The sequence below is a fragment of the Citricoccus sp. GCM10030269 genome (assembly GCF_042665635.1).
In the GTDB taxonomy this organism is placed as follows: Bacteria; Actinomycetota; Actinomycetes; order Actinomycetales; family Micrococcaceae; genus Citricoccus.
Window position 1 is genome coordinate 290,597 of the sequence record NZ_JBHTCV010000002.1, and the last position, 13,807, is coordinate 304,403.

Annotated in this window: 13 protein-coding genes; 8 read left to right on the top strand and 5 right to left on the bottom strand. The window is 64.0% G+C overall.

Annotated features, from left to right (window positions below; all coding sequences use genetic code 11):
* The first annotated feature begins 3 nt into the window (after nt 1–3).
* The 8 genes from rpmH (at nt 4) to ACFQQD_RS04465 (ending at nt 7,502) form a co-directional block, all read left to right on the top strand.
* Nucleotides 4–141: a 50S ribosomal protein L34 gene (gene rpmH / locus ACFQQD_RS04430; RefSeq protein ID WP_378086630.1), complete on the top strand. Its 138-nt coding sequence runs from the start codon at nt 4–6 to the stop codon at nt 139–141.
* A gap of 36 nt (nt 142–177) precedes the next feature.
* Nucleotides 178–645, top strand: coding sequence for a ribonuclease P protein component (rnpA, locus tag ACFQQD_RS04435; protein WP_378086632.1), 468 nt, complete (start codon nt 178–180; stop codon nt 643–645).
* 23 nt (nt 646–668) lie between these two features.
* Nucleotides 669–1,007: a membrane protein insertion efficiency factor YidD gene (yidD, locus tag ACFQQD_RS04440; RefSeq protein ID WP_378087513.1), complete on the top strand. Its 339-nt coding sequence runs from the start codon at nt 669–671 to the stop codon at nt 1,005–1,007.
* A gap of 6 nt (nt 1,008–1,013) precedes the next feature.
* Nucleotides 1,014–1,982 carry a membrane protein insertase YidC gene (yidC, locus tag ACFQQD_RS04445; RefSeq protein ID WP_378086634.1) on the top strand — a complete coding sequence of 323 codons (969 nt, stop codon included), beginning with the start codon at nt 1,014–1,016 and terminating at the stop codon, nt 1,980–1,982.
* A 2-nt stretch (nt 1,983–1,984) separates the two neighbouring features.
* Nucleotides 1,985–2,638 carry a protein jag gene (locus ACFQQD_RS04450; RefSeq protein ID WP_378086636.1) on the top strand — a complete coding sequence of 218 codons (654 nt, stop codon included), beginning with the start codon at nt 1,985–1,987 and terminating at the stop codon, nt 2,636–2,638.
* Between the two features lie 73 nt (nt 2,639–2,711).
* A complete protein-coding gene (rsmG, locus tag ACFQQD_RS04455) occupies nt 2,712–3,353 on the top strand; it encodes a 16S rRNA (guanine(527)-N(7))-methyltransferase RsmG (RefSeq protein WP_378087515.1) in 642 nt (213 codons plus the stop codon).
* A 129-nt stretch (nt 3,354–3,482) separates the two neighbouring features.
* Nucleotides 3,483–4,382: a ParA family protein gene (locus ACFQQD_RS04460; RefSeq protein ID WP_378087517.1), complete on the top strand. Its 900-nt coding sequence runs from the start codon at nt 3,483–3,485 to the stop codon at nt 4,380–4,382.
* 2,331 nt (nt 4,383–6,713) lie between these two features.
* The gene (locus ACFQQD_RS04465) at nt 6,714–7,502 is read left to right on the top strand and encodes a ParB/RepB/Spo0J family partition protein (protein ID WP_378086638.1); all 789 of its coding nucleotides are present in this window, start codon (nt 6,714–6,716) and stop codon (nt 7,500–7,502) included.
* 169 nt (nt 7,503–7,671) lie between these two features.
* Here the strand turns inward: ACFQQD_RS04465 and trxA are convergent, their stop codons facing one another.
* The 5 genes from trxA to ACFQQD_RS04490 form a co-directional block, all read right to left on the bottom strand.
* A complete protein-coding gene (gene trxA, locus ACFQQD_RS04470) occupies nt 7,672–7,995 on the bottom strand; it encodes a thioredoxin (protein WP_378086640.1) in 324 nt (107 codons plus the stop codon).
* Between the two features lie 75 nt (nt 7,996–8,070).
* Complete coding sequence (trxB, locus tag ACFQQD_RS04475) at nt 8,071–9,045, bottom strand: thioredoxin-disulfide reductase (RefSeq protein ID WP_378086643.1); 975 nt, start codon at nt 9,043–9,045, stop codon at nt 8,071–8,073.
* 221 nt (nt 9,046–9,266) lie between these two features.
* Nucleotides 9,267–11,234 carry a hypothetical protein gene (locus ACFQQD_RS04480; protein ID WP_378086645.1) on the bottom strand — a complete coding sequence of 656 codons (1,968 nt, stop codon included), beginning with the start codon at nt 11,232–11,234 and terminating at the stop codon, nt 9,267–9,269.
* A gap of 156 nt (nt 11,235–11,390) precedes the next feature.
* Nucleotides 11,391–13,127 (bottom strand): murein biosynthesis integral membrane protein MurJ, encoded by a 1,737-nt coding sequence (murJ, locus tag ACFQQD_RS04485; protein WP_378086647.1) that lies wholly within the window; start codon nt 13,125–13,127, stop codon nt 11,391–11,393.
* Nucleotides 13,124–13,735, bottom strand: coding sequence for an NUDIX hydrolase (locus tag ACFQQD_RS04490; protein WP_378086649.1), 612 nt, complete (start codon nt 13,733–13,735; stop codon nt 13,124–13,126). Before ACFQQD_RS04490 ends, murJ begins: the two co-directional genes overlap by 4 nt.
* Between the last annotated feature and the right edge of the window lie 72 nt (nt 13,736–13,807).

A 13,807-nucleotide genomic window follows, 5' to 3' on the forward strand; every position in this document is an offset into this window, starting at 1 on the left:
AAAGTGAGCAAGCGGACTTTTCAGCCGAATAACCGCCGCCGCGCCAGGAAGCACGGGTTCCGCGCCCGCATGCGTACTCGCGCCGGCCGCGCCATCCTGGCCACCCGTCGTTCCAAGGGCCGCGCGGAACTGTCCGCCTGATCCGGCCAACGGCCGGGCTGAGCGGATCGCGACAGCGTGCTTCCCCGCGAAAGACGGGTACGCACCCCCGCGGACTTTTCCCAGACACTGCGTTCCGGTGCCCGAGCAGGGCGCCGGAACGTTGTTGTGTCCGCACGACTTTCCGGTGCCGGCCGCAATTTCGACATGCCGGCACCGTCCACCTCGACGGCCACGGCGGCCTCTCCGACGGCGGCTGCTCGCTCAGAGGAGCTGGTGCGCGTCGGTTTCGTCGTCTCGAAAGCAGTGGGGAATGCGGTGATCCGCAATCGCGTCAAGCGTCGTCTCCGGGCGGCTGTGGCCGAGCAACTCCAGGGCCCACTGCAGGGGTACCCCGGTGCCACTGTGGTGGTGCGGGCGTTGCCGCCGTCGGGAACCGCAGACTGGAGCGAACTGAAGAGGGACCTGGACTCCGCGCTCTCCTCCGCTCTACGCAAGGCCACCGAGCGGGCCCGCGCACGCCGCGAGGCGGAGGCCGGGGCGTGACCGCTCAATCTCCGTTCATCACGTTGCCGGAAGCCCGCGAATGGTCGTGGCTGCGAGCCTTGCCGTCCACGGTGTTGGCGTGGGTGCTGATGGCCTATCGTGCCGTCATCTCACCGTTGTACGGTCCAGTGTGCAGATACTTTCCCTCGTGTTCGGCCTATGCACTGGAGGCCGTCCACGTTCACGGGGCCGTCCGAGGCAGTTGGTTGGCAGCACGTCGGCTGGTTCGGTGCCATCCTTGGTCACAAGGCGGCGTCGATCCGGTCCCCCCCGGTGCCAGGATTTGGCCAGCGGGGCGCCGACCCAAGATCATTGACCTGAACCATCCCGTTATCCCTCCGGATCCACCGGCGGAACAGTAGGAGACCATGGACTTCTTCCAAATCATTCTCTGGCCCTTCAAGTGGGTGATGTCCTGGATCCTCAGCGCGTTCCACACCGTCCTCGACTGGGTCGGCATGGATCCCGACGGCGGCCTGACCTGGACGCTGTCGATCATCCTCCTGGTGATCCTGGTTCGTACCCTGCTGATTCCGCTGTTCGTCAAGCAGATCAAGTCTCAGCGGGCGATGCAGGCCCTGCAGCCCGAGATCAAGAAGCTTCAGGACAAGTACAAGGGCAAGAAGGATCAGCTGTCCCGCCAGGCTATGGCCATGGAGCAGCAGGCGCTGTTCAAGGAGCACGGGACGAGCCCGTTCGCCGCGTGTCTGCCGATGCTCGTGCAGATGCCGTTCTTCCTCGCCCTGTTCCAGATCCTTTCCGGGGCGGGAGCGGCGGCTGAACGCGGCGAGGGTGAAGGGGCTCTGTCCCCGGACCAGATTCACTCTTTCGGCAATGCCATCTTCCTCGGCGCTCCCATGCAGTCCACCTTCTTGGGATCGACCGGAGAGAACTTCAACATCGCGGTCATCCTGGTCTCGATCGTGATGATCGTCCTCATGACGGCCTCGCAGTTCTTCATGCAGAAGATGCTGATGAGCAAGAACATGTCCGAGGCGGCCATGACCGGGCCCTTCGCCCAGTCCCAGAAGTTCATGCTCTACATCCTTCCGCTGGTCTTCGGCATCGGCGGCATCAACTTCCCGATCGGTGTGCTGATCTACTGGACCGCCACCAACTTCTGGGCCGTCGGGCAGCAGACCTGGATCGTGCGCAACAACCCCACTCCCGGTTCCCTCGCCGAACGCGAGCTCAATGAGCGCCGTGCCGTCAAGGGACTGCCACCCGTCGGGAAGGCAGCACAGGAAGCCTCCGCGAAGGCCGAGGTTGAGGCCGCGAAGCCGAAGCAGCAGGGCCAGCGCCAGCAGCCCAAGCGCAAGCCCAAGAAGAGGAGATGACCATGAGCGACGCCTCGAGTTCGCCTTCAGAGGATCCCGTAGAGGACACGCAGGGTCGGACAGACTCCGAGCACCCAACGGCGGAACCACCCGAGTCCGGCCAAGAAACCGGTGAGGTCAGAGCCGCGACGGAGGCGGAGACAGACGCCACCGGTTCCGCTGACTCCTCCGCGGAGGCTCCCACGCAGAGTCGGCTGGAGGAAGAGGGCGACATCGCGGCGGACTACGTCGAAGAACTGCTCGACATCTCGGACATCGACGGAGACATCGACATCGAGGTGCGCAATGGACGAACCTACGTCTCGGTGATCGCCGAGGGCGACGACGAGCGTTTGCGCGACTTGGTGGGCCAGGACGGAAAGCGACTGGAGGCTCTTCAGGAGCTGGCCCGGCTTGCCGTCCTTTCGGCCACGGGCAATCGTTCTCGACTGGTGCTGGACATCGCCGGGCACCGGACTGAACGGGCCAACGAGCTCGAGGTCGTGGCGCAAGAGGCGGTGGATGCGGTTCGCCAAACGGGCGAACCCGTGCATCTTCGCCCCATGGGCGCTTACGAGCGGAAAATCGTTCACGACGTCATCGCCGAAGCTGGTTTGGTGAGCGAGTCCGAGGGCGAAGGACCGCGTCGGCATGTGGTGGTCTCCTCCGGTGACTGAAGACCCTACTGACGTCCCCGCAGGGTCCGGTGAGTCCACGGGTGAGACCGAGTCCCTTGAGGCTGCCGAGCAGCTGCCGGAGTTGACCGGCCAGTTCCGCTCCGCAGCGGAGGAACTGTTCGGGGACCGACTGGACCTGGCTGTTCGTTTCGGGGAGCACTTGGCCTCCACCGGGATCGAGTGGGGTTTGCTAGGCCCACGCGAGGTGGGACGCCTGTGGGAACGCCACATTCTGAACTGCGCTGTGGTCGGAGACCTCCTTGTCGACGGTGCCCTGGTGGCCGACGTCGGCTCCGGAGCCGGTTTGCCCGGCGTCGCCTTGGCTTTGGCTCGGCCCGATTGCCAGTTCATTCTGATCGAACCGCTGGAGCGCCGAGTCGCCTGGTTGGACATGGTGGTCGAGGATCTTCGCCTCGACAACGTTGACGTGGTGAGGGCTCGCTCGGAACAAGTTGTCGGGAATGTCGTGGTGGACGTGGTGACGGCCCGAGCCGTCTCCGCGCTGAAGTCCTTGGTGCCCATCACCGTTCCGTTGCTGCAGGGTTCCGGTGAACTGTTGGCGATCAAGGGCCGCAGCGCGGCTGATGAGACCACGTCTGCTGCGAAGGTGCTGAAGAAGCACAAGGCGAAGGCTCCGGTGATCGAGTCGGTGGGCGGGGACCTCCTTCCTGAGCCGACCACCGTGGTACGAGTAGCGGTCGGTGCCCAACACTGACCAGTAGGCTGGAGTCGCTGGGCGCCTCGGTGGCCAGACAGTATGGCCGAATATCAACCTCGGGAGGTTGTGCTCTTGACCAATGAGTCGGATGTTTCACGGAAAGCGACTCCCAGCGGGGAGGCTTCTGTGGTAGACGACGTGTCGACTCCGTTAGCGCGTGAGCTGGCCGAGGAAAATCGCCGTCGGGAGAAGCTCAAGGGGCGCAGACTGCCGAAGCCGCGTGAGACGCGCATCGTGACGGTGTCCAACCAGAAGGGCGGCGTCGGAAAGACCACGACGACGGTAAACCTTTCCGCGGCCATGGCGCGTGCCGGCATGCAGGTTCTGGTGGTGGATATCGATCCACAGGGCAACGCCTCCACGGCGTTGGCCATCCCGCACAATTCCGAGGTGGACAGCGTCTACGACGTGTTGATCGATGAGATGCCTCTGGCCGAGGTGGTGCAATCATGTCCGGATATCGACGGGCTCACGGTGGCCCCGGCCACCATCGATCTGGCCGGCGCAGAGATTGAGCTGGTTTCACTGGTGGCCCGTGAGCAGCGGCTTTCGCGGGCGCTGGCCGAGTACTTCGAGTACCGCCAGAATCAGGGGCTTCCTCGAATCGACTTCGTCTTCATTGACTGTCCCCCGAGCCTGGGTCTTCTGACCGTTAACGCTTTCGTCGCTGCCAGCGAAGTGCTGATCCCCATTCAGACCGAGTACTACGCACTGGAAGGGCTGTCACAGCTGCTCAACAACATCGGGATGATCCAAAAGCACTTGAATTCCGCCTTGGAAGTGTCGACGATCATCCTCACGATGTACGACGGCCGTACCAACCTGGCCATGCAGGTCGCCGAAGAGGTCCGTGAGCACTTCCCCGAGGAAGTCCTGAAGACCGTGATTCCTCGGAACGTCCGCATCTCTGAAGCACCGAGCTTTCAGCAGAGCGTCCTGACCTACGACCCCCAATCGGCGGGGGCATTGTCGTATCGTGAGGCGGCTGCTGAGATCGCCGATCGCGGGCATGCGTCAGGTCGGTAAGGCGCCTTTTCGGTTACTTTGTGGTCTAAGTCAACTTTGAACGGTTGATTCTCGAATTTGCTTGGACCGTTCGTTTCTCCTGCCCGGGTTCTCCTCGGAGTCTCAGATCGAGTCGCGTGTGTATTGCACCCCTGCGAGGCTGCACGACAAGGCGTGGTCACGTCGTGTCGAATCTACCGTTGACGTTGGTGCGGTAGTGGGCGACTTCTTCAGGATAGGTGTTTCACGTGAAACAGCCAGCGGGCGCTGGGTGGGTCTTCGGTCCCGGCCTTCGGGCAGGGGCCTTCGCTCCCGGGTCTTGGTTCGGGGACGCTCGGTCGTGAGCGGGGGTATTCGCCTGAGGTGGTGCGGCCCTCGACGTGGTTACCGTTGGGCCGGGACTTGAACTTCTGAGCGGTTCATATGCACATCCAAGCGTCATGCGGATGGTGATCTTCCCATTGAATGTGCAGATCGCGCATTGACCGAAAGCGATTGATGGGGACTACCCTGCATCTCTGTTCCCGGGCCACGTGGTGGTCTGCACACGGGAGATCGGCAACTCTCGAGTCAGCATTCTGCCGCGGTGCTCCATCGTGGTCATGATTCCGTTTCACGTGAAACGAGATCTCCCTTGCCGCGTGCGGTTCCGACTGAGAAGGGTCCGAGGGCTGTCGGTCTTATCCCTGACGGGCAACAGGGACCGGGCTCGGTTCACGTGAGCGTTGGAAGAGCCTGGTGCTCCATCCGTGTCCTCGCTAGGGATTCGTATGTCGAGGCGGGCGCCAAGCGGTGCCCGACCCTGGTCGGTGAGAATCAGCCGATCACGGGGGCGGCACGCTGAGCGGTAGTTCGTCACTGAGTGGGGCCACGCTCTTGGGAGTGGCTGGTGCTGTTAGGTAGCCTCCAGGAGCCGGGCTCCATCCACCCAGTTTCATGTGAAACTAGCGGTGCTGCTCAGTGGTCCTGTGCTGGTAGATGGAGCATGTCTGTTCATCCGGAAGCAGCATGCCCCCTACTGGCCCCATCCGGCCTCATCGGTGAGTGACATCCGGCAGAGTGCGAGGTCGAGTTTCCCGTGAAACAGGCGAGCCTCACTGGCTGGCCGGCCGGAGTACTTGCGCTCCTCCCGGGAATCAGGATCGAACGCTGACCAAAGTTGTCTGGGCGGCATTGAGAGCACGCTGTGGGCCAGGCTGGCTCAAGGAGTCCGCTGTCGAAGAGCTCCACGTGAAACGTTGCCACGATGAGTTCGGTGTGCATCCCGCGGAAGAATCGCCTCCCGCCATTCCTCAGGCTTGGGCCGGATAATGGATCTGGTCATGGGAGTTCCAGGCGAGCATTTGGGTAGGCGTATGTATCCAGCGTTTGGTGATGGGTGTATCGGATGGGGAGAGTCCATTTGTTGCTGTGGATGGATGTAGTGCGGCGGCGCCGGTGTACGGCACGAGAGAACGTCGCCCGCCACCCCACCGCGCGAACGAACCAGGCGCCGTTTCACGTGGAACGGAGCAGCCGCCGCCCAGGAGCTCCACGTGAAACCGCGTAGACTTGCACGAGAAGCAAGCGGCGTTCTAAGGGGCATGTATGAAGAAGAGTCGACGTGGACTGGGCAGGGGCCTCGAGGCACTGATTCAGAACACCTCATCTGTCCAAGACGAGGCGGATGAGAGCAAAGAGTCGGAGCAGGCCATCGCGGAGCGGACCGCGGAGCCGCCCGTAGAGCCTGAACTTCAACCGGAAAAGAACGATGGCGGCTCTAATGGAGATTCGCCGGCTGCCGGAAAGGACGAGGATGGGGCCGAAGGCCACCACGAAGTCTTCGGAGTAGAGGCCGAATCCCCTGAAACAGCGGACGCCTCGGACGCCACTCCTCTACCTGCACAGTCGCCCTCAGCAGAAGCTACCCAAGCTAAGGCTGCCCGAGCTGCCCATACACGCCAGGCGGATGTTGTCGATCGGTACCTCGGGGGTGATCGTGGAACCGGAACGTACGCCGTTCCACGTGAAACACGGCGTCCCGTGGACGTCTTCTTTCCTGACCGTCGCGGCGAAAGTGAGGACGCTGCAACCTCAGAGGAAGGTAACTCAACTCCCCGGAAGTCCAGGGACCGTCCGTACATGCCTCGAGTGAGCGTCTCGTCCGGTAGCGGCATCGAGCGAGCAGAGCCGAACCGGCTGCCTGATGAATCGGATCGTCAACCTGCAAAGGTTGATTCCCGGGAGAACTCATCAGAAGCGACCACGGAAGCGAGCCCGGAGGCGGGCCCCGAGGATGCCCCGGCACCGTCCAGAGGCCCATCGAGCCGGTACTCAGGCACGGTGGGCAACGCGGAATTGAGGACAGTAGCGGTGGCTGACGTCCACCCCAATCCTCGCCAGCCACGTCAGTCGTTCGATGAGGACGACATGGAAGAATTGGTCGCCTCGATCAAGGAGGTGGGGGTTCTTCAGCCGATCGTCGTTCGGCAGGTGGACGGTCCCTCTCCCTTTGAACTGGTCATGGGTGAACGGCGCTGGCGCGCATCCCAGCAGGCAGGACTGAACGAGGTTCCCGCGATCGTTCGGCACACAGCCGATACAGATCTGCTCAGAGACGCTCTCCTGGAGAATCTGCACCGGAGTCAGTTGAATCCCCTGGAAGAGGCGGCCGCGTATGAGCAGCTGTTGGAGGACTTCAACTGCACGCAAGACGAACTGTCGGCGCGAATCGGCCGCTCACGACCTCAGATCACCAACACGCTCCGACTGCTGAATCTCCCGCCCCTCGTTCAACGGCGTGTGGCATCGGGCGTTCTGTCGGCGGGACATGCCAGAGCACTGCTCGCACTGGTCGACCCTGCTGAAATGGAACGTCTGGCGCAGAAGGTGGTCTCCGAGGGTCTGTCGGTGAGAGCCACGGAGGAACTGGTCTCACTGCAGGAAGGGGTTCGTCAGGTCAAGCCGAAAGCGCGCAAGACGAGGACGGACCGACACGAACGTCTGGACTACCTGGCCAATTCCCTCACGGATCGGCTGGATACGACGGTGAAGATCACGCTGGGCGCGCGCAAAGGCAAGATTGCCATCGATTTCGCCTCCGTGGATGACCTCAACCGGATCATGGATCTCATCCAGCCGTCAGGGTCCACCGATCAGTAGATCCCGCCAGCTCCTGGACAGAGGCATCGCGTCCTGTTGCCAGTTCCTAAAGACAAATAGCCACTGAAACCAGGGTCGAGGGTGCACCTTGGACCCCGTCGCGCGAAGAGCCCCGTTCCGCGAGGAACGGGGCTCTTCGGTGTCGACCGGTCAGTTCATCGACCGTGGCTTACTTGAGGTACTCGGCGAACTCCGACTCGAGGACCTGCTTGGGCTTGGCGCCGATGGACGAGGCCACCTTCTCGCCACCCTGGAAGACCATCACTGCCGGAATGCTGGTAATGCCGTAACTCGAGGCAGCCTGCGGATTGTCGTCCACGTTGAGCTTGGCGACGGTGATCTTGTCGGCATGCTCCTCGGCCATCTGTTCCAGCACGGGGCTGAGCTGGCGGCACGGTCCGCACCACTCGGCCCAGAAGTCGACGAGAACGGGCTTGTCCGAGTTGAGGACCTTGTCCTGGAAATCCTGGTCGGTCACGTCAATGGTGCTCATGATTCCTCCTAGATGGGGTTGTCGTGGAGCGCGGACACTCATCCGTGCTCAGGTCGAGGGAGACGAGTGGCTGGATCAGAGTGCCACTGCCGCCAGTTCTTTGACATCCGCGAGGTAATGCTCGACATCCTGGGCAGCGATACAGCCGCTGCCGGCGGCGGTGATGGCCTGGCGGTAGGTCGGATCGGTGACATCACCGGCGGCGAAGACGCCGGGCAGAGAGGTCCGGGTGCTGGGGTACTCGATGCGGACGGTTCCGTCTGGATTCAGCTCCAACTGATCCTTGACGAGATCGGTGCGAGGGTCAGAACCGATGGCCACGAACAAGCCGGTGACGTCCATCGTGGATTCCTCGCCCGTCTGCAGATGCCGCAGCTTCAGGGTCTGGAGCTTGTCCTCCCCTTCGAGCCCGATCACCTCGGTGTCCCAGACGAAATCGATCTTCTCGTGGGCCAAGGCACGGTCGGCCATGGTCTTCGAGGCGCGCAGTTCACCGCGGCGGTGGATGACGGTGACCTTGGAAGCGAACTTGGTGAGGAACAACGCCTCCTCCATGGCAGAGTCGCCCCCGCCGACCACGGCAATGTTCTGGTCCCGGAAGAAGAATCCGTCACACGTGGCGCACCAGCTGACACCGTGGCCCGAGAGGCGCTTCTCGCCGTCGACGCCCAACTCCCGGTACGCGGAGCCTGTGGACAGCACCACGGAGTGGGTGCGGTATACGGTGCCATTGCCCAGGGTGACGGACTTCGGCTCAGCCTTGAGATCGACCTGGACCACATCTTCGAAGAGGATCTCCGCACCGAAGCGGGTGGCCTGCTGTTCGAGGTTGGTCATCAGTTCGGGACCCAAGATGCCGTCAGGGAAGCCGGGGAAGTTCTCCACATCAGTGGTGTTCATCAGCTCGCCACCGGCGGTGACGGAGCCGGCGACCACCAGCGGGTTCAGGTTGGCGCGCGCGGCATAGATGGCCGCGGTGTAGCCCGCCGGTCCCGATCCGATGATGACAACGTCACGGACGACGTCGGTGGACTCTGCAGCCTCGGTCACGGTTCTTCCTTCAAGGGTTAGACGACTGGAACTGTTAGTGGTGGAACGTCCTTCGGGAGGAACCTATTCCATCCATTGACGGATGTCGATCCATGGCCGTGCGAAAGCGGCCGACAAGGATGCACACCGTTGCACAGATCGTAGGTGTGCAAGTCATCGAGAACATCCTCGCCTTCCGCCGAGCGGTAGGGCGGAGGCTCTGAGACGGCCGGCGTCCTGGACTATTCGACCTCGACCTCGGCGATCCGCAGCCCATAGGGCAGGTCGGCTGACGCGTTGGACAGCTGAGGCAATTCGGTGAAGTTGATGATCACGTACTGAGCCTCTGCCGTACCGCCGTCCTCGGCGGGCACCGGCACGCTGACCTCTGGCCCGGTGAAGGACCCCTCGGCGATCTGACGTGCCGCGCCGACGTCGGGACTGTCGCCCAGCATCACGGAGAAGGAGCCGCCGGTACCGTTGTTCTGGGTGATGTTCACCTCTTCGATCGCACTGGCCTCCTCCAGCTCGACGACCAGCGCCATAGACGAGGCATAGCCGCCGAACGCTGGCTGCGCGAAGGAGTAGGTCTGCCACGCGGTGGCAGGATTGCCGTCGATCGCATTGGGCAACGTGTTGTCCGTTTCGGCGCTGAGCTCCGGGCTGTCGGGAACCGCCCGTGTCACTCCGGCAATGACGGGATCGGGCAACTGCGATTCCTGGGTCTGCTCCTGGGAGGAGCTCGGACTAGAGGAACCGGGCTCCTCGGTTTCATCGTCGGCGACGGGTGCACGGTTGTTGCCCAAGATGTTGAAAGCGAACACGGCCCCCAGAATCAGCAGCAGGGCAAGGATGCCCCCGACGAGCCAGCGTGCCCCGTGGGGCCGATCCTCGTCGTCCTCATAGTGCTCGTCGTGGAACTCGTCGTCGAACTCGGCATCATCGTGGCCGGAATCGTGATGATGACCATGGCCGTAGTCAGCACCAGCACCAACACCGGCAGCAGAACCAGCACCAGCAACGACGCCGGCCCCAGCGCCGACGGCGGCTGTCCGACCATCCCGCTTGTCATCGTCAAAGCGCCCGGCCGGTCGGCTTTCGCGCCGATCTCCGACCCGGTCCTCTGCCCGGTATCCGTCCGGGTCGCGGTCCCGGGCGTTCTCGAGGTCTTCGTCGGCGTCGTCCCAGAGGGTGACCTTGGGCCGGTCGGCCGGGTTTGGCCCGCCGTCCCGTCCCGGTTTCGGGCTGTGCCGACCGATCAGTGGTGCTGCGACGGCGACAGTGGGCGTTTCACCGGTATCCGGACCGGTGTCCAGACCAGAGTCCTCGCCGGTGTTGTCCTCGGCGAGTTCATCGGCGTCCTCGTCTCGGGACTCAACAGACCGGTTCACCTCTGGCCGGTTCACCTCTGGCCGGTCCGAGCGGGCGGAACGCGCTTCGGAGCGACTGGGATCGACGGTGACCTCATCATGAGCACCGGTCCAGTCGTCGTCACTGACCGACTCCGGCAACGGCTTGCCGCTCTCGCGGCGCACCACGGAACGGTAGGGATCGACGGGGCGGGTGCCGCCGGCGTCGTGGTATTCGTCGCTGGCTTCCGGACCGGCCGACTCATCCCGGTCTCGAGCGGCTGCAGCAGCCGCGGCCCCACCGGTCCCCGCAGCGCCCCCGGCGACAGCCTCTCGTGCGGCGTCGTCCGATCCCAGGCGCTGGCTCAGGCGATCGGAAATGCCCCGGAGGAACTTGGGCCTGCGCTTCTCGGCATCCTCCTCGGCAAAGCCGTCGTCGAGATCCTCGTAGTATTCCTCGTCGTCCTCGTAGACGTGCGGCTCATAGGTGCGTGCCTCGCCGAAGATCTCCGAGCCGAGGGTGTCCGTGTAGAACGGCTCCACGTAGACCTGCTGCTCACGCGTCATGTCCAGCAGCTCGTCCGACGACGGCGTGCCTCCGGCGATCAGGTAGGTGCGGCCCTCACTCAGGCCGAGGTCGAGCACCTGAATGCTGCCCTGACGCTCTCCGGTGGCGAGTTCGCGCGCTGAGGCGGCCACTTGTGAGGCATGGTCGGCGGAGGCGACCAGAATGGCGACGTCGCGATTGAGCACCTGGTCGCGGCCATCCAGCACCATGTCCTGGTCTGCTGACGTCAGCACATGTCCGGTGACGAGGTATCGGCCTCCCAGGACCATTCCCTCTTCAATGGGCTGCGGCACAGTGCTCCTCCAGATTGGTGGCCCGGGCAGTGTGGTCGGTGTGGCCGTGGGCGGAGATCTCGGCTGGACACTGGCCGACCCGGGGGTGTGGTCGGAACCATGCTACGACCGCACGGGGGCATTGACGGCGTGAACCGCCGAAGCGAGGCGCGGAATTCACCGCTGCAACCCCGGAATCTTGCGTGCCAAGGGCCCCAGGAATTCCGACAGTTCGGGCAAGCGCATGGCTCGCAGGATCAGGAAATAGACCACGGCCATGACCACGGCGACGACGGCGCAGCTCACCAGGGCAGTGATGATCGATGCCCACGGGAACCCGCCGGAGTACCCTCCCATCAGCCACAGGGCCAGAGCGCCGGCGAGGCCGGCGACGACGGAGGCCACGCCGGTCCGCAGATACGTGTCCAGCACGGAGCCGAAACCGTAGTCCCCGTAGTGCCGGCGCACGAGGACGTGGGCGGCGATGAACTGGGCGACGTGCAGAACGGTGAAGACGGAGACCATGAGGTACGCCATGGACCAGCTCGGCATGAACAGCGAGACGGCATAGGCGATGACCAGGGTGCAGGCGGCGGTGACGACCTGAACCATCATCGGGATGCGGGCGTTCTCCGCAGCGTAGAACAGGCGCATCAGGTAGATGTGCGCGGAGCGGAAGGGCATGCCCAGTGCCAGCAGCACCAGGAGTTGACCGATCGCTACGCCGGAGGCGGAGGCCATTTCCGAGGTGCCGCCGAAGATGCGACCCAGGGGCCCGGCCAGCACCAGGACCATGACCATGGCGAACATCATCGGCACGGCGAAGTTGCGCAGTCCTCGGCCGATCGTGGCCAGCGCGCCGGGGATGTCGTGCGCGTGCAGGGATCGTGTGAGTTGATTGAACAGCACGGTGGCCAGTGACAGGACGAACACCGAATGCGGGAGCACCGTGATCAGTTGCGCCGTGTTCAAGGCGTACAGACCGGGGATGGAGGCCTGGACGACGTCGGGATCCATGCCGGCGAACGGCCCGCCGGGAGCGCTCGCCTCACCGAGGGCGGTGCGGGCCTGAGTGGCGCCGGAGACCAACCGGGTGACCAGAAGGTTCACGACGTTGCCGGCCATCATCGTGACCAGGGTGTAGCCGGCGAGCTTGCCCGTGGAGCGCAGCCCCATCCCCTTCCAGCCGAACTTCGGCCTCAGGCGCAGGCCGAGACGGCCCAACGGGATGAACAGCACCAGCGCCTGGACCACGATGCCCAAGGTGTGGCCGCCGGCGAGCAGGACGGTCTGCGCCGTGCTCCACTGCGCCAACTGGTCCCCGCCGGCGGTATAGGCGCCGAACATCACCAGGTAGAGGCCGATGACGCCGATCGCCACCATATTGTTGGCCACGGGAGCCCACATGAAGGCACCGAAGCGCCCGTTGGCATTGAGGACCTGACCGATGACGGCGTACAGGCCGTAGAAGAAGATCTGGGGGAACGTCCACAGGGCGAAAGCGGTGCCCAGGGCGAGCATCGGTGGCGACCACTCGCTGGTCAGGGCCATCATGATGGGCATTGCTGCCAGGGTGATGACGAGAGTGGCCGCGGCCATGACGATCACCGCGAGCGTGATGAGCCGCGAGGTGTAGTCCGCCCCCTGATCGGGTCTGCGGGCGGCCTTGATGAGCTGCGGGACGAGGACGACGTTGAACACGCCGCCGGCCAGCAGCATGTAGATGATGTTGGGGATCGTGTTCGCGGACTCGAAGATGTCCGCGGCCATGGCTGTCGAACCGATCGCCACGGCCAACAGAGCGGTGCGGACGAAACCGAGGATGCGGGACACCAGCGTGCCCGCGGCCATGATGGCGCTGGACTTGGCGGTGCTGTCGACGTCGGGCGTCCGGGTGGTCCCGGTACTGCTCACTGCTGTGATTCCGGCAGGTCCGGGAACCCGTCGATGTACTCCGGAAGGACATCGCGAGCGAGGTCGACGATGCGGCGCTCATTGGGGAAGGACAACGTGGAGTTCAGCACCTCCAGGTCCACCCAGGCGACGTCCACGGCTTCGTGGTCGGGGTCGTTCTCGGTGGTCAGTTCGCCCCCGGTGGCCCGAAGCAGGTAGTGGTGCACGGTTTTGTGCACGCGATGGCTGGAGACCGTGAACCAGTAGTCGATGGAACCCAGCGAGGCGAGGATCTCGCCGGCGATGCCGGTTTCCTCCTCGACCTCGCGGACAGCGGCCTCGTGGTGTTTCTCCACGCCTTCGAGGTGGCCCTTCGGCAAGCACCATTCCAGCCGTCCGCCGCGGTTGTAGCGGGCAATGATGGCGACCTGGAGCCGGCCGGCGATCTTGCGCACCACCAGTCCACCGGCCGAGACCTCTTCCACCGTCGGCAGCGAACTCTGCGTGGCGTCTGCGGCAGTGCCCTGTTGGCCTTGTTGGCCCTGCTGACCCGGACGCCGTGGCACGCGCCGGCCCACCGATGCGGTGAGCGGGGTGCGCTTGGGGGCGCTCGGAACGGGATGAGCCATGCATTCCACTGTAGCGGGCCATGCCTGCAGTGCGTCTCGTCAGCACACCGGTGGTCTTCAGGTCGGTCGGCG